Source organism: Bradyrhizobium sp. HKCCYLRH1030 (assembly GCF_051168395.1).
Lineage (GTDB): Bacteria > Pseudomonadota > Alphaproteobacteria > Rhizobiales > Xanthobacteraceae > Bradyrhizobium.
This window is the reverse complement of sequence record NZ_JBNPUY010000011.1, coordinates 37,038-55,369: the sequence shown is the minus strand read 5'-3', so window position 1 is coordinate 55,369 and position 18,332 is coordinate 37,038. Positions and strand designations below refer to the sequence as shown.

15 protein-coding genes are annotated in these 18,332 nt (G+C 66.3%); 8 read left to right on the top strand and 7 right to left on the bottom strand.

Annotation, left to right across the window (positions count from 1 at the left end; genetic code table 11):
- Positions 1-8 precede the first annotated feature (8 nt).
- On the top strand, positions 9-347 hold the full coding sequence (locus ACQR1E_RS27675; protein ID WP_315717929.1) for an MmcQ/YjbR family DNA-binding protein: 339 nt from the start codon (positions 9-11) through the stop codon (positions 345-347).
- A 76-nt stretch (positions 348-423) separates the two neighbouring features.
- Complete coding sequence (locus ACQR1E_RS27670; protein ID WP_434845074.1) at positions 424-993, top strand: nucleotidyltransferase family protein; 570 nt, start codon at positions 424-426, stop codon at positions 991-993.
- Between the two features lie 269 nt (positions 994-1,262).
- On the opposite strand, the gene ACQR1E_RS27665 is transcribed toward ACQR1E_RS27670, so the two are convergent.
- The 3 genes from ACQR1E_RS27665 to ACQR1E_RS27655 all read right to left on the bottom strand — a co-directional run bounded on the left by ACQR1E_RS27665 (position 1,263) and on the right by ACQR1E_RS27655 (position 4,103).
- Positions 1,263-1,913 (bottom strand): PAN domain-containing protein, encoded by a 651-nt coding sequence (locus ACQR1E_RS27665; protein WP_315828023.1) that lies wholly within the window; start codon positions 1,911-1,913, stop codon positions 1,263-1,265.
- A 234-nt stretch (positions 1,914-2,147) separates the two neighbouring features.
- Complete coding sequence (locus tag ACQR1E_RS27660; protein ID WP_315717930.1) at positions 2,148-3,518, bottom strand: glutamate--cysteine ligase; 1,371 nt, start codon at positions 3,516-3,518, stop codon at positions 2,148-2,150.
- 96 nt (positions 3,519-3,614) lie between these two features.
- Positions 3,615-4,103, bottom strand: coding sequence for a MarR family winged helix-turn-helix transcriptional regulator (locus ACQR1E_RS27655; protein ID WP_315717931.1), 489 nt, complete (start codon positions 4,101-4,103; stop codon positions 3,615-3,617).
- 146 nt (positions 4,104-4,249) lie between these two features.
- Between ACQR1E_RS27655 and gstA the strand changes: the two genes are divergently transcribed.
- Positions 4,250-4,864, top strand: a complete 615-nt coding sequence (gstA, locus tag ACQR1E_RS27650) for a glutathione transferase GstA (protein WP_316201992.1) — start codon at positions 4,250-4,252, stop codon at positions 4,862-4,864.
- A 188-nt stretch (positions 4,865-5,052) separates the two neighbouring features.
- On the opposite strand, the gene ACQR1E_RS27645 is transcribed toward gstA, so the two are convergent.
- The 4 genes from ACQR1E_RS27645 to ACQR1E_RS27630 all read right to left on the bottom strand — a co-directional run bounded on the left by ACQR1E_RS27645 (position 5,053) and on the right by ACQR1E_RS27630 (position 11,045).
- On the bottom strand, positions 5,053-7,266 hold the full coding sequence (locus tag ACQR1E_RS27645) for a 3-hydroxyacyl-CoA dehydrogenase NAD-binding domain-containing protein (RefSeq protein ID WP_434845076.1): 2,214 nt from the start codon (positions 7,264-7,266) through the stop codon (positions 5,053-5,055).
- A gap of 168 nt (positions 7,267-7,434) precedes the next feature.
- The gene (locus ACQR1E_RS27640) at positions 7,435-8,643 is read right to left on the bottom strand and encodes an acetyl-CoA C-acetyltransferase (protein ID WP_315717934.1); all 1,209 of its coding nucleotides are present in this window, start codon (positions 8,641-8,643) and stop codon (positions 7,435-7,437) included.
- 83 nt (positions 8,644-8,726) lie between these two features.
- On the bottom strand, positions 8,727-10,517 hold the full coding sequence (locus ACQR1E_RS27635; protein ID WP_434897823.1) for an acyl-CoA dehydrogenase C-terminal domain-containing protein: 1,791 nt from the start codon (positions 10,515-10,517) through the stop codon (positions 8,727-8,729).
- A gap of 129 nt (positions 10,518-10,646) precedes the next feature.
- On the bottom strand, positions 10,647-11,045 hold the full coding sequence (locus ACQR1E_RS27630) for a nuclear transport factor 2 family protein (protein ID WP_434897822.1): 399 nt from the start codon (positions 11,043-11,045) through the stop codon (positions 10,647-10,649).
- Positions 11,046-11,182: 137 nt separating this feature from the next.
- On the opposite strand from ACQR1E_RS27630, the gene ACQR1E_RS27625 reads away from it, so the two are divergent.
- The 5 genes from ACQR1E_RS27625 (at position 11,183) to ACQR1E_RS27605 (ending at position 18,332) form a co-directional block, all read left to right on the top strand.
- A complete protein-coding gene (locus ACQR1E_RS27625) occupies positions 11,183-11,770 on the top strand; it encodes a PadR family transcriptional regulator (RefSeq protein ID WP_315717938.1) in 588 nt (195 codons plus the stop codon).
- Positions 11,771-11,958: 188 nt separating this feature from the next.
- Positions 11,959-15,480: a hypothetical protein gene (locus ACQR1E_RS27620; protein WP_434897821.1), complete on the top strand. Its 3,522-nt coding sequence runs from the start codon at positions 11,959-11,961 to the stop codon at positions 15,478-15,480.
- Between the two features lie 156 nt (positions 15,481-15,636).
- A complete protein-coding gene (locus ACQR1E_RS27615) occupies positions 15,637-16,470 on the top strand; it encodes a hypothetical protein (protein ID WP_315717940.1) in 834 nt (277 codons plus the stop codon).
- A 159-nt stretch (positions 16,471-16,629) separates the two neighbouring features.
- Complete coding sequence (locus ACQR1E_RS27610; protein ID WP_315717941.1) at positions 16,630-17,556, top strand: sulfite exporter TauE/SafE family protein; 927 nt, start codon at positions 16,630-16,632, stop codon at positions 17,554-17,556.
- On the top strand, positions 17,553-18,332 hold the full coding sequence (locus ACQR1E_RS27605; RefSeq protein WP_316201988.1) for a TIGR02186 family protein: 780 nt from the start codon (positions 17,553-17,555) through the stop codon (positions 18,330-18,332). Before ACQR1E_RS27610 ends, ACQR1E_RS27605 begins: the two co-directional genes overlap by 4 nt.

The window sequence follows — 18,332 nt, the reverse complement described above, 5'->3', positions numbered from 1 at the left end:
GAACGCCGATGACCTTCGACGATGTCAGGGCGCTTGCGCTGGCATGGCCGGAGGTCGAGGCCGGCACGTCCTATGGGACACCCGCGCTGAAGGTGCGCAAGAAGATGCTGGCGCGCCTGAAGGAGGACGGGGACAGTCTCGTCCTTCCGGGCGTGCCGCCGGACGAGCGCGCGATGCTGGTGGAAAGCCGGCCGAAGCTGTTCTACGTCACCGATCACTACCGCGACTATCCGATCGTGCTGCTGCGCCTGTCGAAGGCGAGGCGCGCCGACGCAGAGCCGCTGTTGCGCCGGCAGTGGCGGGCATTGGCCTCGAAGAAGGCGCTCGCCGTGTTCGATCGCAGCTGAAACGGGCTGCACGCCGTCCTCCATCTCGTGTATTGAACGTGTCGACGGCACCCATGTTCTGATGCCTTCGACCATCATGACCAAAGACGATTTCATCGCAGCCGCGCTGCGCAACCCCGTCAACACCGCGATCATGCGCGTGCTGCGTGAAACGGCCGTGCCCGATGCCTGGGTCGTCGCCGGCTGCCTGACTCAGAGCGTCTGGAACGTGCGGACCGGCCGTCCGATCGATCACGGCATCAACGACTACGACATCTTCTATTTCGATCCGGATACGTCGTGGGATGCTGAGGACGCCGTCATCCGGCGCATCGCATCCTACCTCCATGACATCGAAGCCAAGGTGGAGGTGCGCAACCAGGCCCGCGTCCATCTCTGGTATCCCGCCAAGCACGGTCGTCCCTACCCCGCCGTGTCGCGATCAACCGATGGAATCGACCGGTTTCTCACCGTCAACACGCAGGTCGGGCTCCGCCCCGTTACCGATGGATATGAGCTCTATGCGCCCAGGGGCCTCGCTGACATCGCGCAGATGATCGTGCGGCCAAACTATACAGCCAACTTTTCGGCGACGAACTATGCGGCCAAGGCGACGCGCTGGAAGACGCTATGGCCGGAGATCACAGTGATAGCCGCGGCGGATTGAGCGCGACCAGACAGGATCGGGAGCCCCCTCTCTCATCCGTCATTCCGGGGCGCGCGCAGCGCGAGCCCGGAATCCATAACCACCATCGTGATTATGGATTCCGGGCCCGTGCCGCTGCGCGTCACGTCCCGGAATGACGACTGAGTTTGGCGCGCCACCGGTGCACGGTGCTTCTTCGACATCGCATCTTCAGTTGGCATCATTGCGAGAGCTCGCAATAACGGTGGCTCTGACGATCGACAAGAAGGAGCGAGACTCATCGTCGCGCACTATCGCACGACGCCCGACGTAAAGCCCGCCCGCCGGCGCGGCGGCTTGATTTCCTTCTTCAGAAAGCAATGCGCTTCCTTGCCGGCATAGCCGGGCCGCGCAAAGGTCCAGGCGCGGCATTTGTTGTCGCCGGTGCATGCGGCCTTGCAGATGTCCTCGGCGTCGGCGGCCTTCTCTTCCTTCTTGTCCGCCGCCTTGTCGCTGCCCTTGTCAGCGGCCTTCTCGGCCTTCTCGCCGCCCTTCAGATCGGTGGTCTTGATGTCGAAGCTGCGGTAGTCGCCGCCGGGACGGTCGATCGACGTCTCGACCGCATCGTTGCGGATTTCGACGACGCCCGCACCGCGCACGCCGGAAACGCAGCAATTGTCCGGCACGCGCGCCGGCACGCTGTTCTTCAGCCAGCACACCGCGCCCGCTTCCATCACGGTCGGATAGTTGAAGCTCCAGGCGCGGCAGCGCCGGTCGTGCTCGCACAGCAGCGCGCAATCGGCCGGGTCGCCGGAGGCGATCGGCGCGCTCATGTAGTCGCCGCCGGGACGATCGGAATAGGTCTGGGCTGAAGCCGGCGTCAGGCACGCAGCCGCGAACAGGCACGCCAGTACCCTCAGCCATGCCCCGATGAAGCGCCCCACGCGCCGCCGCTGAACCATCCGACCCATTGTTAATGTTCGAGTTTTCTTACGAGTTTTTAGGCAGTCATTTGATCGCCACGAACCTGTATGGCGGATGAACGGCCCGGACCGGTGGGAGCTGCGGAAGGCAAAGCAGCGGCGCCCAGGCGCTGAATCGAACCTGGGACACAAATAGCAACAAAAAACAGCGGACCCGTGCCGCCTCAACGCGGAACAGGCGACGCAGCGAACCTGCAGGCTCGGCCGTTCCGATCAGAACGCATATTCGTCGTAGGCCGGCTCCACCGAGCCGCCCCACGGGCCGTCGAACTTCTCCAGCATCTCCTCGGCCGGCGAGCGGCCGCAATCGATGATCTGATCGAGCGGCTCGAGAAAGCGGCTCTCGTCGCGGCCGAGATGGTCGATGCGACTGCGCCGGCGGAGGCCGAGATGCGCCAGGGTCAGGCATTCCTTGGCGATCTCGAACACGTAGCGGTTGCGAACACGCGCCTTAAAGCCGAGGCGCGGCACGTCGTCGCGCAGGTTCTGGCGCTCGAACGCGGTCCAGGTCTTGACCAGGTCCCACGCCGCGTCGAGGCTGACGTCGTCGTAGAGCAGGCCGACCCAGAACGCCGGCAGCGCCGGCAGCCGGCCCCATGGCACACCGTCGGCACCGCGCATTTCCAGGTAGCGCTTCAAGCGCACCTCCGGGAAGATCGTCGAGAGGTGATTGGCCCAGTCCGACAGCGTCGGACGCTCGCCCGGCATCGCCGGGTTCTTGCCTGCGAAGAAGTCGCGGAACGAGGTTCCGGAGACGTCGATATAGGTCTCCTCGCGTTTCACGAAATACATGGGAACATCGAGCGCGTAGTCCACCCAGCGCTCGAAACCCATGCCATCCTCGAACGCCCACGGGATCATGCCCGAGCGCTGATTGTCCGTGTCGCGCCAGATCTCGGATCGGAACGACAGGAAGCCGTTCGGCTTGCCTTCGGTGAACGGCGAATTGGCGAACAGTGCGGTCGCGATCGGCTGCAGCGCCACCGAGACCCTGAGCTTCTTGACCATGTCGGCTTCGGAAGAGAAGTCGAGATTGGTCTGCACGGTGCAGGTCCGGTACATCATGTCGAGGCCGTAGCGGCCGACCTTCGGCATGTAGCTGGTCATGATCTTGTAGCGGCCCTTGGGCATCACGGGAATTTCGGCGCGCGACCAGGACGGCGTCATGCCCAGGCCGAGAAAGCCGATGCCGAGCGGAGTCGCGATCTCGCGGACCTGCGCCAGATGCGCCATCAGTTCCGCATGCGTCTGGTGCACGGTCTCGACCGGCGCGCCGGACAGCTCGAACTGCCCGCCCGGCTCCAGCGAGATGGCGCCGCCGCCGGTCACGTCATAGAGCCCGATGATGTTGCCGCGCTCCATGATCGGCTCCCAGCCGAGCAGGAGCTTCATGCCTTCGAGCAGCGCGCCGATGCCGCGCGCGCCCTCGTAGGGCACGGGGCGGTGACCGTCGAGCGTGAACGGCGTCTTCTCGTGCTCGGTCCCGATGCGGAAGGCGGACGGCGGCTTCACGCCGGCCGCAATCCACGCCACCAGCTCGTCGCGCGACTGCAGCGGGGTCATATCGATCTGGTCACGCGCCATGGGAGTCTCGGTTCAGAAGCGCTTCGAGGGTCGCGCGGGGTGACAGGAAGGGCCGCGGACCCCAGGGGGCCGCGGATGTGAATGGGAACGGATGCTTCATCGGGTCGCCGCGCCCTCTCCGGCCGCCAACGGAGCGGCCTGACCACAGGAGCAGCCAAGGCGATCCAGCAGCATGCAAAGCTTGGCAGCGTCGGTATCCGACAGCTTGGAGCCGACATGCTTCTCGATCGCGGCCGAATAGGCCGACCACATTCGCTTCTGCAGCTCGCGTCCGGCCTCGGTGATCTCGACGAACTGGCCGCGCTTGTCCATCTTGCATTCGCGCCGGACGACCAGACCTTCGTCGACCAGCCGGTCGATCAGCCGGGAGGTGGAATATTGCGGGATCAGCATCTGCCGCTCCAGCTCGACCGGGCGCAGCTCGCCCGCGGGCGCCCGGGACAGCTCCAACAGCGCATCATACCAGGCGAGCGGCGGAAACCCGGCCTTCTTCAGCTCCTGCTCGACGCAGTCCAGCACCCGGCTCTGGACCCGCATCAGGCGGATCCAGGCGGCGGTCGCCTCGGTCGATGGTTTGCGTTTCATGGGCCGGCTCGTATCCTCGGATGCGCAGTCTAGCGCATTCGATGCAGCTGCATCAATCTTGACTATTCCATGCACCTGCATGTAAGGGCGGGTGTGACCGCTCGATAGGTTCCAAGGACAAAACGGTCTCACGGAGGGAATACAAGATGAAGCTTTATTATTCACCCGGCGCCTGCTCGCTCTCGCCCCATATCGCCCTGCTCGAGGCCGGCCTGCCCTACGACCTGGTCAAGGTCGATCTGCGCGCCAAGACCCTGGAAAATGGTGACGATTACCTGAAGGTCAATCCGAAGGGCCAGGTGCCGGCGCTGGGGTTGCCGAGCGGGGAGATCGTGACCGAAGGCCCGGTGATCGTCCAGATGATCGCCGACCAGGCGGCGACCAAGAACCTCGCCCCGGCGCGCGACAGCGGCGAGCGCTACAAGCTGCTGGAGTGGCTGAACTTCATCACCTCCGAGCTGCACAAGAATTTCGGCCCGATGTTCTCACCGGTGCTCGCCGACGACGCCAAGGCGTTCTTCAAGGACCGCGTGATGGGCAAGTTCAAATACATCGACAGCCAGCTCGCCGGCCGCGACTACCTGATGGGCCAGCAATTCACGGTGGCCGACGGCTATTTGTTCACCATCCTGACCTGGGCGGACCGGATGAAGTTCGACCTGTCGGCGATGCCGAATCTCGTGGCCTACAAGAACCGCGTCGCCGCACGGCCGAAGGTGCAGGAGGCGCTGACCAAGGAAGGGCTGATGAAGGCGGGATGAGCGAGATCTTGAAAGGACTCGCTGTTGCTTCTCGGGCAGTCTGTTCTCTCCCCCCTTGTGGGGGAGAGATAGAGAGGGGGGTAGCCACAAGCGCTGGTGCCTGTGGCTACCCCCCTCCCTAATCCTCCCCCACAAGGGGGGAGGGAATGGACAGCAAGCGCGGCTCGCTTCCATCCATCATTCCGGTCTCAAGCCGCCGCCTTCTTCGGCGGGAAGCGGCCGTAGAAGGTCTCGCCCTTGGCTGCCATCTCCTCCAGGAGCTTCGGCGGGGCGAAGCGCGAGCCGTACTTTGCCGTGAACTTGTGGCACAGCTCGACGAACTTCTTCGTCCCCATGAAGTCGATGTAGGACAGCGTGCCGCCGGTGAACGGCGCGAAGCCGAACCCTAAGATCGAGCCGACATCGGCCTCGCGCACGTCGGTGATGACGTGGTCCTCGACGGTGCGCGCGGCTTCCACCGCCTGCACCACCAGGAAGCGCTGCTTCAGCTCCTCGACATCGAGCGTGTCGGGATCGAGATGCTTCGGCTGCAACGACGGCAGCTCCGGCCACAGGCTCTTCTGGCCCTTGCCCTTCTCGGGATAGTCGTAGAAGCCCTTGGCGTTCTTGCGGCCGAAGCGGCCCTGCTTCTCGACCAGCTCGACCATCAGCTTCTTGTGGTCCTGGTTGATCGCGTTGGGGCCGAGATCATGCTCGGTCGCCTTCATGATCTTGAGGCCGAGATCGAGCGCGACTTCGTCCGACAGCGACAGCGGGCCGACCGGCATGCCGGCCATCTTGGCGGCGTTCTCGATCATCGCCGGCGGCACGCCTTCGAGGAACATCTCGTTGCCTTCCGCGATGTAGCGCATCACGCAGCGATTGGCGAAGAAGCCGCGGGAGTCGTTGACCACGATCGGCGTCTTGCCGATGGCGCGGACGTAGTCGAGCGCGGTCGCCAGCGCGACGTCGCCGGTGTTCTTGCCCATGATGATCTCGACCAGCATCATCTTCTCGACCGGCGAGAAGAAGTGGATGCCGATGAAGCGGCCCTGGTCCTTGAACTCTTCGGCCAGCGAGGTGATCGGCAGGGTCGAGGTGTTCGACGCGAAGATCGCGCCGTCCTTCAGATAGGCCTGCGCCTTGGCGTAGGTCTCGGCCTTGACCTTGCGGTCCTCGAACACGGCCTCGATGACGAGATCGCATTCCTTCAGCGCCGCGTAGTCCGCGGTCGCAGTGATGCGGCCCATGATCGCCTCGGCCTCGCCCGGCTTGGCGCGGCCCTTCTTGACCAGGCCGTCGATCACGCTCTGCGCATGCGCCTTGCCCTTGTCGGCGCTCTCCTGATCGCGGTCGATCAGCACGACCTCGAGGCCGCCGCGGGCCGAGACGTAGCCGACGCTGGCGCCCATGAAGCCGGCGCCGATCACGGCGATCTTCTTCAGCTTGGTCGCCGGCACGTTCGCGGGGCGACGCGCGCCCTTGTTCAATTCCTGCATCGACAGGAACAGGCTGCGGATCATCGCCGCCGCTTCCTTCGAGCGCAGGATCTTGGTGAAGTAGCGCGATTCGACGCGCAGCGCGGCATCGATCGGCAGCTGCAGGCCTTCATAGACGCAGCTCATGATCGCGCGCGCGGCCGGGTAGTTGTCGTAGGTCTCGCGGCGATAGATGGCGTTGCCGGCCGGGAACATCATCATGCCGTTCTTGGAGAACACCGGGCCGCCGGGCAGCTTGAAGCCCTTCTCGTCCCACGGTGCGACGGCCTTGCCACCGCCCTTGATCCAATCCTTCGCGGCCTTGATGAGGTCGGCCGCCGGCACGATCGCATCGACCAGCTTCATGGCCTTGGCCTTGTCGAGCGTCAGCGCCTCGCCCTTCAACAGCAGGTTCATCGCGTCCTGCGGCTGCACGATGCGCGGCACGCGCTGGGTGCCGCCGGCGCCCGGGAACAGGCCGACCTTGATCTCGGGCAGGCCGAGCCGGGTCTTCGGGTTCTCGGCCGCGACACGATGGTGGCAGGCCAGGGTCAGCTCGAAGCCGCCGCCGAGCGCGAGGCCATTGATCGCGGCGACCCACGGCTTGCCCGACGTTTCCATCGCCCGGTAGATCTGCGAGAAGCGCCGGCTGTTGTCGAACAGCATCTGGTTGGCGGCTTCCTCGCCCTTGCTCTTCAGCACGTCCAGATAGGTGCGGTTCATGCCTTCCAGCATGGACAGATCGGCGCCGGCGCAGAACGCCTCCTTGGCCGAGGTGATGACGACGCCCTTGATGGCAGCGTCGGCGGTCGTCTCCTTGACGATGGTCTCGAGCTCGATCGCCGAGGTCTCGTCGAGCACGTTCATCGAACGGCCCGGAATGTCCCAGGTGATCAGCGCAATGCCGTCGGCATCGGTTTCGAGTTTGAAGTTCTTGAAGGCCATGTGGTGCTCCCAGATTTGGCAGGGGCGCGTCTGTGCTGCGTCAGCCCCGATGTTTCGTCTCCCCTCCCCCTTGCGGGGAGGGGTCGGGGGTGGGGGTCCTCACGGGCAGTGGAGCGCGTGGCACCCCCCTCCCCGACCCTCCCCCGCAAGGGGGGAGGGAGCACACCGTCACACCCGCTCGATGATGGTCGCGGTGCCCATTCCGCCGCCGATGCACAGCGTCACCAGCGCGGTCGCCTTGCCGGTGCGCTCGAGCTCGTCGAGCACGGTGCCGAGGATCATCGCGCCGGTGGCGCCCAGCGGATGGCCGAGCGCGATCGCGCCGCCATTGACGTTGATCTTGTCCTTGTCGATCTCGAACGCCTGCATGTAGCGCAGCACGACCGAGGCGAACGCCTCGTTGAGCTCGAACAGATCGATGTCGGATTTCTTCATGCCCGAGCGCTCGAACAGCTTCTCGGTAACGTCAACCGGGCCCGTCAGCATCATCGCGGGCTCCGAGCCGATATTGGCGAAGGCGCGGATTTTCGCGCGCGGCTTCATGCCGTACTTCGCGCCTGCCTCCTTGCTGCCGAGCAGCACCGCACCGGCGCCGTCGACGATGCCCGAGGAGTTGCCGGCGTGATGCACGTAGTTGACGCGCTCGATCTCCGGATGCGACTGGATCGCCACCGCATCGAAGCCGCCCATCTGCGCCATCTGCACGAACGACGGCTGCAACTGCGCCAGCGACTGCATGGTCGTCGAGGGACGCATGTGCTCGTCCTTGGCGAGGATGGTCAGGCCGTTGATGTCCTTGACCGGCACCACCGACTTGTCGAAGCGGCCTTCCTCCCAGGACTTCGCCGCGCGCTGCTGGCTCTGCACCGCATAGGCGTCGACGTCGTCGCGGGAGAAGCCGTATTTGGTCGCGATCAGGTCCGCCGAGACGCCCTGCGGCATGAAGTAGGACGGCACCGCCATCGACGGATCCATCGGCCAGGCGCCGCCGGACGCACCGATGCCGACGCGGCTCATCGATTCCGCACCACCACCGATGACCAGCTCATGCTGGCCGCTCATGATCTGCGCCGCGGCGAAGTTCACGGCGTCGAGGCCGGAGGCGCAGAAGCGGCTGATCTGAATGCCCGGAACGGCATCGCCGAGACCCGCATTCAGCGCGGCGAAGCGCGCGATGTCGGAGCCGGCCTCGCCGACCGGATCGACCACGCCGAGCACGACGTCGTCGACCGCGTCCTCGGGGATGTTGTTGCGGTCCTTCAGCGCCTTCAAAGGCACGGTGGCGAGCGCGAGCGCGGTCACCTCATGCAGGCTGCCGTCGGCCTTGCCGCGGCCGCGGGGAGTCCGTACGTGGTCGTAGATAAAGGCCTCAGGCATCACGCCCTCCTCATCTGGTCAGATTTGTTGTTCGCATTGACGACGGAGCCGGCGCGCGGCGCGCACCGGCTCTCGTCTGATCCTCAGAAGGCTTCCGCCGGCAGTTCCATCACGGTCGCACAACCGGCCTGGAGGCGGGCGAGATGCGCCGCCGTTTCGGGCAGCACGCGCTCCATGAAGAAGCGGCCCGTCACCAGCTTGGTGGTGAGATAGGTCGAGCCGTCGCCGGCCGCAATCTTGTCCTGCGCCACCTTCGCCATCTTCGCCCACATGTAGCCGAAGGTGACCAGCGCAAAGAGATGCATGTAGTCGGTCGCGGCGGCGCCGGCATTGTCCGGCTTGGTCATCGCGTTCTGCATCAGCCACGTGGTGGCCTGCTGCAGATGGCCGAGCGCGGTCGACAACGGGGCTACGAACGGCTTCATCGCATCGTTGCCGCCCTGCTCCTTGGCGAACGAGCCGACCTCGTTGAAGAAGGCCATCACGGCGCGGCCGCCGTCGCGCGGCAGCTTGCGGCCGACGAGATCCAGCGCCTGGATGCCGTTGGCGCCTTCGTAGATCATGGCGATGCGGGCATCGCGCACGAACTGCTCCATGCCGTGCTCGGCGATGTAGCCGTGGCCGCCATACATCTGCTGCGCCTGGACGGCGTTGGCAAAGCCCATGTCGGTCATGTAGCCCTTCATGACCGGGGTCATCAGGCCCATGTGGTCGTCGGCGGCCTGGCGGTCCTTCGGGTCCTGCGAGCGGTGCGCGACGTCGCTCTTCAGCGAGGTCCACACCACCATCGCGCGCGCCGCCTCGTTGAAGGCGCGGATCGACAGCAGGGTGCGGCGCACGTCGGGATGCACGATGATTGGATCGGCGGCCTTGTCGGGCGCCTTGGGCCCAGTCAGCGAGCGGCCCTGGATGCGCTCGCGCGCATAGGCGACCGCGTTCTGATAGGCCACCTCGGACTGCGCGAGACCCTGCACGGCGACGCCGAGCCGAGCCTCGTTCATCATCACGAACATGCCCTGCATGCCCTTGTTCTCTTCGCCGATCAGCCAGCCGGTGGCGTTGTCGTAGTTCATCACACAGGTCGAATTGCCGTGGATGCCCATCTTGTGCTCGATCGAGCCACAGGTGACGCCGTTGCGCGCACCCACCGTGCCGTCGGGATTGACCATGAACTTGGGCACCACGAACAGCGACACGCCCTTGATGCCGGCCGGCGCGCCCTCGATGCGGGCGAGCACGAGATGGATGATGTTGGAGGCCAAGTCGTGCTCACCGGCGGAGATGAAGATCTTGGTGCCGGAGATTTTGAAGCTGCCGTCGGCCTGGCGCACCGCCTTGGTGCGGAGCAGGCCGAGGTCGGTGCCGCAATGCGGCTCGGTGAGGTTCATGGTGCCGGTCCACTCGCCGGCGACCATCTTCGGCACGTAGGTCTTCTTCTGCTCCTCGCTGCCATGCACGATCAGCGCGGCGGTGGCGCCCATGGTGAGGCCGCCATACATCGAGAACGCCATGTTGGCGGAGCACTGGAATTCGTTGACGGTCTGGCTGAGCGTCACCGGCAGGCCCTGCCCGCCATATTCGGTTGGCGCCGACAGGCCGAGCCAGCCGCCCTCGACGATCTGCTTGTAGGCGTCCTTGAAGCCTTTCGGCGTGGTCACGCTGCCGTCGTCATGGCGCTTGCAGCCTTCGAGATCACCCACGCGATTCAGCGGATGCAGCACCTCCTCGGCGAGCTTGGCGGCTTCGCCGAGGATCGCCTCGCGGACATCCGCCGAGGCATCGGAGAATCCCGGCAGATTGTCGTAGCGGTCGATCTGGAACACGTCGTTGAGCAGGAAGGTGACATCTTCCACGGGGGCTTTGTAGATCGGCATTGGCGTCTCCGGCAGGAAGGCTGAAGTTTCAGACGGGGAATTCCACGGACGCGGCAGGCAATGCAGGCCGCGGACTGTAGCGATTTCTCAAGGCTTGCGGCAGCCGTTAGTTTGCGACTGTCGGTCGCGTCACGACGGCTTGCTCATGGCGGCGAGCTGTTCGCCCATCAGGCGGTGCAGCAGATTGATCGCCTTGAGCGGGCGCACCATGACCTTGAAATGTGTGATCAGACCGGCGTCGTCGAAGCTGATGATATCGACGCCGTTGAGCTTGATCCCTTCGATTTCGTTCTCGAATTCGAGCACGGCGCCCGTGGCGTTACGCCACTCCCCGACATACTTGAATCCGGGACCGCCTAAGACTTTCTCAGCACTCGCGAGATATTTGAAGGTAATGTCGCGGCCGCGTTGCGGCGTGTGCACGACGGGACTTTCGAACACGGCGTTGGGATGCAGCAGCTCCCGCAAAGCGCCGAGATCGTGAGACCTCATGTAGCCGTACCATCCATCGAGGCCGGTCATTGTCATTGGGCGTCTCCTCGGGGCGGAACAGGCCAGCACCACAACCACCCCATATGCACATTGACGCATATGCGCTAGTGTGCATAATGTCAAGCGTGGAGCGGGGCAGAACACGATCAGAAAAACGGGAGCAGTTTCCGGCCATGGCCCTCGGCGACGCCATCCTCGCCTGCCTCACCGAACATCCGATGACGGGCTACGAGCTCGCCAAGACGTTCGACTCCTCGATCGGCTTCTTCTGGAAGACGGACCACCAGCAGATCTACCGCGAGCTGTCGCGGCTGCGCGACCGCGGCTACATCCAGGGTCGCGAGGTGGTGCAGACCGGCAAGCCCAACAAGCTGGTGTACACATTGACCGCGGAGGGCCGCGCGGCGTTTCGCAGCTGGGCGGCGCGGCCGAGCACGCCGGCCTCGACGAAGGACGATCTTCTCGTCCGGCTCTATGCACTGGGCGCCGCCGACATCGGGCCGATCCGAGCCGACCTGATGGCGCGGCTCGAGCATCATCGCGACCGCGCCGAGCGTTACGATCGCATCCTCAAGAAGCATTATGCGGACGGCAACGTGGCCCCGGCCGATATGGGCAAGCTCCTCAACCTGCGTCTCGGCCTGCGCCACGAACGCATGGTGGCGGAATGGTGCGAGGAAGCGATCACCGCGCTGTCGACGATATCCGGCGCGAGCAGCGTGCGGCCGCTCGACCCATCATCACGTGAAAATGCCGGCTGATACCCGCCGTTTGATAGGGCAAAACTTCTGGCCGCGCCGGCGGTAAACTTAACGCGTTATTTACCGTAAAAGTCAAAAGTCGGGACCTGGAGCAGACGATCTGCGCGGACCCGTTCATGTTCATGTCCGGGACGCGTGGGGAGGCTGGAGGCGCTTGGTGGAGCGCTGGAAGCGGAACCGGACGAGACATGAATTCGCGCGTACCGTGGAGTAATGAAGGCATCGACCCGTCCGTCCGTGAAAGGGCCGAGGCCGCGGCGCAACGCGCCGGCATGACGCTGAACGACTGGATCAACTCCACGCTCGGCGCATCGGCCCCGCCCGATTTCCGCGGCAGCCCCGCGCCACGCAGCACACCGACCGTCAGCCGCGATGCCCGCGAGGTGACCGACATCCATCAGCGGCTCGACTCCATCGCACGGCAGATCGAGCAAATGTCGCGGCCCGTCACGCGCAAGGATGGGCCACGCGACGAGCAGGGCGTCGCGCGTCAGCTGAACGACGCGATCTCGCGGCTCGACGCCCGCCTGTCACAGATCTCGACGCCGCTGCGCAAGCCGGACACCGAGGACCGCTATCGTGGTCCGGACGGCGTCGAGCGCGCCGCTGCGCAGCTCTACCGGCCCGCCCAGCCGCTCAGCGCGGGTTCGTTCGACGTGGCCGTGGCCGAGATCAGCGCCCGCCAGAGCGAGCTCGACAATGCGCGCCCGCTGCCGCCGCACCAGGCGCCGCCGACCGCGCCTGCCATGGCATCCGCAGCAGCGCCGCTGATGACACCGATCAGCGCGCCGCTGACGCCGCCGCAACCGGCAGCCCCCACTCCCGATTTCTCGCTGCTCGAACGCCATCTGCTGAAGATCACGAGCCAGATCGAGGCGCTGCATCGCCCCGACGACGGCATCGAGCAGTCGATCGCCGGCTTCCGCAACGAGCTCTCTGAAATTCGTCACGCCATCACCGAGGCGATGCCGCGGCGGGCGATCGAATCGATCGAGAACGAGATTCGCTCGCTGTCGCGCCGTATCGACGAGAACCGCAACACCGGCGTCGACGGCCACGCACTGGCCGGGATCGAGCGCGCGCTGACCGACATCCGCGAGGTCGTCGGCTCGCTGAAGCCTGCCGAGCAGCTCGCCGTCTATGACGAGGCGATCCGCAATCTCGGCGCCAAGCTCGACCTGATCCTGCGCGCCAATGACGACCCCGGCACCGTGCAGCAGCTCGAAAGCGCCATCGCGGCGCTGCGTGCGATCGTCGCCAATGTCGCCTCCAACGACGCGCTGGAACGGCTGTCGGACGATCTCCGCCAGCTGTCGTCGAAGGTCGACCAGGTCACGCAGGCGCGCGACAATCACGACTCGTTCCACGAGTCGTTTGCGGCGCTCGAACAGCGCATTGCCGCGCTGACCTCGACCCTGGAAAGCCGCGAGCCGCCGGCGGCCGCGCCCGACCACACTGCCCAGATCGAGGACGCGCTGCGCGGCCTGTCCGACCGCATCGACCGCCTGCAAGTCGGCAACGACGGCTCATCGGCGATCACCCATCTCGAACAGCGGATCAGCTATCTGCTGGAGCGGCTCGAGGCCGCCAACGACCCGCGCGGCGGCAACATGACCCGCGTCGAGGACGGCCTGCAGGACATCCTGCGCTATCTCGAACGGCAGCAGGCGACCTTCGCAGCGCTGGCGGAGAGCCGGTCGCAGCGCGAAACGTCGCAGGACGGCGGCCTGATCGACATGGTCAAGCGCGAGCTGTCCGACATCCGCTTCAGCCAGACCGAGACCGACCGCAACACCCAGGACTCGCTCGAGGCCGTCCACAACACGCTGGGGCACGTCGTCGACCGCCTCGCCATGATCGAAGGCGACCTGCGCAATGTGCGCGCCACCGCGAGCCCGCCGGCCGCGGTGCCGCCGCTGGCACCGCCAATCGAGTCGCCGATGCCGGCCGCACGCGCGCCGGCGCCCCAGGCCTCTGCCGAGCCGGCCAGGCCAGAGCCTGCCTACCGGCCGGAGCTGCCCAATCCGGCGGCCGAGCAGCCAGCGGGACAGATTGTCGCTCCGGCCGCGGGTCAACAGGCGTTCGCGGCCGCCTCGCGCGACTTCCACGCCGCGCAGGCGCCGGCGGCCGTCATGCCGCCGCCGATTCCGCCGAAGGCGATCGCCGACATCCTCGAGCCGCACGCGGCACAGGCGCCCCGCCCGGCCGTCATCGTCCCCGAGCTGCCGCCGGATCATCCGCTCGAACCGGGCACCCGTCCGCCTGGCCGGACCGCATCGCCCGCCGAGCGGATCGCCGCGTCCGAGGATGCGCTGAGCGAGCTTCCCGCCGGCAAGCGGGAGCCGGTGTCGACGTCGAGCTTCATCGCGGCTGCGCGACGCGCGGCGCAGGCCGCGGCGGCTGCACAGCCCGTGGACGCCAAGAAGGCGAAGAAGGACAAGCCGAAGGAGAAGGCCAAGGAACCGCCGAAAGACCTCCCCAAGGACGTCGCCAGCGACGCTGTCAAGCCCAAGGCCAAACCCAAGGACAAGCCGACGTTCGCTCTCACCGCCGAGGGTGACGAGGAAGTCTCGACCATTGGGTCGAAGATCCGCTCGCTCCTGGTCGGGGCCAGCGTCGTCGTGATCGTGCTCGGCACTTTCAAATTCGCGATGTCGCTGCTCGACAGCGGCAGCACGCCGCCACCGATCTCGCCAATGGAAACCCAGGGCGAGGCGCCGCGCGCGCAGATGCCGTCGGCCTCGCCGAGCCTGTCGCCGCGGCCGACGACGCCCGACCAGAGCGTGCCGTCGTTGACGTCGCCGACGCCGATCGACCGTCAGTCCTACAATCGGGCCATGCCGAGCGAAGCGGAGACGATCGCAATGCTCGCGATCCCGCAGGACGTCGAAAAGCCAGCCACATTACCTGCTGCCGTCCCCACTGATATCACCGGCACGATCCCAACCGCTGCCAACGGCCAGAAGCTCGGCTTGGTGCAGGTGCCCGCCTCCGAGAAGCTGCCCGATGCCATCGGCGGACTGGCGCTGCGCAATGCCGCCCTGAAGGGTGATCCGACCGCCGCCTACGAAGTCGGCGTGCGCTTTGCCGAGGGCAAGGGCGTCGCGGCGAACTATGAGGAAGCCGCGAAGTGGTATGACCGCGCCGCGCAGGCGGGGCTGATCCCGGCGGTCTTCCGTCTCGGCACCTTCTACGAGAAGGGTCTCGGCGTGAAGAAGGACGCCGACATCGCCCGCCGCTACTACGTGGTCGCCGCCGAGCGCGGCAACGCCAAGGCGATGCACAATCTCGCCGTGCTGGACGCCGACGGCGGCGGCAAGGGCGCGAACTACAAGAGCGCCTCGCAATGGTTCCGCAAGGCCGCCGAGCGCGGCGTCGCCGATAGCCAGTTCAACCTCGGCATCCTCTATGCCCGTGGCATCGGCGTCGAACAGAACCTCGCCGAATCCTACAAATGGTTCACCCTGGCCGCAGCGCAGGGTGACGTCGACGCGGGGCGCAAGCGCGACGATGTCGCCAAGCGGCTCGATGTCCAGTCGCTCGCCGCGGCCAAGCTCGCGATCCAGACCTTCACGGTCGAACCGCAGCCCGACGACGCCGTGAACGTGCCGGCGCCCGTCGGCGGCTGGGATGGCACGCAGGCGATCGCCAAGGCAGCCGCGGCCAAGGCGGCGCTGGCGAAGCGCGCGGCTGCGACGGCGCCGCGCTGACACGGGCATAGCGCCCCTCTTTCGACATGGACGAGCGTCCGCGCACAGCCTGAAAAATCCTCCCGGCTTGCGATCGCGCCGCCATAGTGTCGCGCGGTCGATCGATATAGGTTGTCGCGGCGGATCATCACGAGCGCCGCGAGGGAGCATCGACGGGTGTCAGCGGGGAACGACCAACAGGACGGCGCGCGCTTCCTGCAGTCGCCGACGGGCCCCCGCGTGCCGCCGCGGACTACGGCGAACGTCGCCGCTGCTCCGCCTCCTCGCCAACGAATGCAGCAAGTGACCGACGGCTATCCTGCGGCGTTCCGATGGCGCCGGCTGGCTTCCGTCATCTTCTTCGTTGCAATCGTGCTCGGCGGAGGCATTCGCGCCTACCGCGACCTGTCGCGACCCGACGCCTGGTCGTTCTGGAAGGATCAGTACATCTCGCCGAGTCTGTCGGCGGCGCTGGTCGCCGACCCCGCGCTTGCCGGGCTGGGCGGCAGGCGCACCGTGCTCGCCGTCAGCGGCCCCATCGGGCCAGCGGCGGCCGGCTGGCTGCGCGAGCGGATCAGCGAGGCCCGTCTCAAGCCGGGCGACGTGATCCTGCTGTCCTCGCCCGGCGGCAACCTCGACCAGGGGGTGCTGATGGGCGAGATCATCCGCGCCCATGGACTCGCTACCGCCGTCGGCGTGGCCGACAATGCCGGCCGCATCCGTCCGGGCTTCTGCGCCAGCGCCTGCGTGTTCGCCTTTGCCGGCGGGCAGACCCGCTACGGCCTCGATGGTTCGGCGCTCGGCGTGCACCGCTTCACGTCGGAGGCCCGTGGCGCCGACGCGGTCGCCGACACCCAGCGCGTCACCGGCGCCATCCTCGGCTACATGACGCGCATGGGCGTATCGTCGCAGGTCATCGAGGCGATGTCGCAGACCCGCGACATCCGCTGGCTCGATCCGGGCGATGCCGAGGCCATGAGGCTGGTGACCGCGCCGCTCAAGGCCCTTTGACGGAGCGCCCAGACCCCCACGTTCGGCGTCGGTGGATGTGACGTCGACTTCGGGCGGGAATGACTGATCCCTTCGCTGCCATTTTCGGTTATGCAGGAGCTTGGCATCCTGCGTCGCATGCGCGGGATGCTCGCTCGAAGGATCGCAGAGGCCGCGCGGATGCAGATTTATCTTCCGATCGCCGACATCCCGGTCAACATCTTCCTGTTGCTGGCGATGGGCGCGGCCGTCGGCTTCGTCTCCGGCATGTTCGGCATCGGCGGCGGGTTCCTGATGACGCCGCTCCTGATCTTCGTCGGCATCACCCCCGCGGTCGCGGTCGCCTCGGTCTCCAGCCACATCGCCGCCTCCTCGTTCTCCGGGGCGCTGTCCTATTGGCGACGGCGCGCCATCGATCCCTCGCTGGCCGCGGTGTTGATGATCGGCGGCGCGCTCGGCACCGGACTCGGCGTCGCCACCTTCACCCTGTTGCGGTCGCTCGGCCAGCTCGATCTGATGATCGCGCTGTCCTATGTCGTCCTGCTGACGAGCGTCGGCGGCACGATGTTCTGGGAGGGTCTGCGGGCGATGATGCGCGCGCGCCAGGGCGCGGTCGCGACCGTGCGGCGTCCGGGCAGCCATGTCTGGATCCATGGCCTGCCGCTGAAGATGCGCTTCAAGCGCTCGAAGATCTATGTCTCCGTCATTCCGGTGATCGCCATCGGCCTCATCATCGGCTTCCTCGGCGCCGTGATGGGCATCGGCGGCGGCTTCATTCTGGTGCCCCTGCTGATCTACCTGCTGCGCGTGCCGACCTCGACCGTCATCGGCACCTCGATGGTCCTGACGCTCGCGACCATGATGATCGCGACCATGCTGCACGCGATGAGCAATCATCTGGTCGACGCCGTGCTGGCGCTGATCCTGATGGTCGGCGGCGTCACCGGCGCGCAGTTCGGGGCCCGCGCCGGCCAGATGATCCGCGGCGAGCAGCTGCGGCTGCTGCTCGGCCTGCTGATCCTCGCCGTCGGCATCCGGTTCGCGATCGAGCTCGTGATCAAGCCCGACGACCTGTTCACGATCCGCGAGACCGAGATCAGCAGATGACGCCGCTCCGCCTCGCCAGCCTCACCTTCATGCTGCTGCTTGCCGGCGCCGCATCGGCGCGCGCCGAGCGGCTGATCGTCTCGGTCTCCAACCATCGCGTGACGGTGACGCCGAACTATTCCGGGGAGGAGCTGGTGCTGTTCGGCTCGGTCGAGAAGGACGTCCAGACCCCGCCGGGTCGCACCGCCTATGACCTCGTCGTCACCGTCCGGGGCCCGCGGGCCGACATGGTGACGCGGCGCAAGGAGCGCAAGTTCGGCATCTGGATCAACACCGACTCGCGCCAGTTCCTCAAGGTGCCCGGCTATCTGGCGCTGTTCGCCAACCGCCAGTTCGATGCGATGGCCGCGCCCGAGGTGCTGCGCCGGCAGCAGCTCGGACTCAACAACGTGCTGCTGACCCAGCGCGTCGGTCCCGACTATGCCGACGTGGTCCCGAACGACGCGTTCCGCAGCGCCTTCGTGCGGCTGCAATCGCAGCACGGTCTGTACCGCGAGGATACGTCCGCGGTGACCTTCCTCACGCCAACGCTGTTCCGCACCGGCATTCCGCTCCCCGCTGCGGTGCCGATCGGCACCTACGAGGTCGAGATCAAGCTGCTCGCCGACGGCGCGCTGGTCACCAAGACGGAGACCGCGTTCGAGATCGTCAAGGTCGGCTTCGAGCAGTTCGTCGCGAACTCGGCGCGGCAGAGCGGCTTCGTCTACGGCCTCGTCACCGCCGCGATGGCGCTGATGACGGGATGGATGGCGTCGATCGTGTTCCGCCGGGATTGA

What these genes read in the sequence shown, in the direction of transcription:
- ACQR1E_RS27640 (WP_315717934.1), bottom strand. Translation starts at nt 8,643, where the DNA reads ATGCCTGAGGCCTTTATCTACGACCACGTACGGACTCCCCGCGGCCGC.
- ACQR1E_RS27635 (WP_434897823.1), bottom strand. Translation starts at nt 10,517, where the DNA reads ATGCCGATCTACAAAGCCCCCGTGGAAGATGTCACCTTCCTGCTCAAC.
- gstA (WP_316201992.1), top strand. Translation starts at nt 4,250, where the DNA reads ATGAAGCTTTATTATTCACCCGGCGCCTGCTCGCTCTCGCCCCATATC.
- ACQR1E_RS27625 (WP_315717938.1), top strand. Translation starts at nt 11,183, where the DNA reads ATGGCCCTCGGCGACGCCATCCTCGCCTGCCTCACCGAACATCCGATG.
- ACQR1E_RS27660 (WP_315717930.1), bottom strand. Translation starts at nt 3,518, where the DNA reads ATGGCGCGTGACCAGATCGATATGACCCCGCTGCAGTCGCGCGACGAG.
- ACQR1E_RS27665 (WP_315828023.1), bottom strand. Translation starts at nt 1,913, where the DNA reads ATGGTTCAGCGGCGGCGCGTGGGGCGCTTCATCGGGGCATGGCTGAGG.
- ACQR1E_RS27630 (WP_434897822.1), bottom strand. Translation starts at nt 11,045, where the DNA reads ATGACAATGACCGGCCTCGATGGATGGTACGGCTACATGAGGTCTCAC.
- ACQR1E_RS27675 (WP_315717929.1), top strand. Translation starts at nt 9, where the DNA reads ATGACCTTCGACGATGTCAGGGCGCTTGCGCTGGCATGGCCGGAGGTC.
- ACQR1E_RS27620 (WP_434897821.1), top strand. Translation starts at nt 11,959, where the DNA reads ATGAATTCGCGCGTACCGTGGAGTAATGAAGGCATCGACCCGTCCGTC.
- ACQR1E_RS27655 (WP_315717931.1), bottom strand. Translation starts at nt 4,103, where the DNA reads ATGAAACGCAAACCATCGACCGAGGCGACCGCCGCCTGGATCCGCCTG.
- ACQR1E_RS27610 (WP_315717941.1), top strand. Translation starts at nt 16,630, where the DNA reads ATGCAGATTTATCTTCCGATCGCCGACATCCCGGTCAACATCTTCCTG.
- ACQR1E_RS27605 (WP_316201988.1), top strand. Translation starts at nt 17,553, where the DNA reads ATGACGCCGCTCCGCCTCGCCAGCCTCACCTTCATGCTGCTGCTTGCC.
- ACQR1E_RS27645 (WP_434845076.1), bottom strand. Translation starts at nt 7,266, where the DNA reads ATGGCCTTCAAGAACTTCAAACTCGAAACCGATGCCGACGGCATTGCG.
- ACQR1E_RS27670 (WP_434845074.1), top strand. Translation starts at nt 424, where the DNA reads ATGACCAAAGACGATTTCATCGCAGCCGCGCTGCGCAACCCCGTCAAC.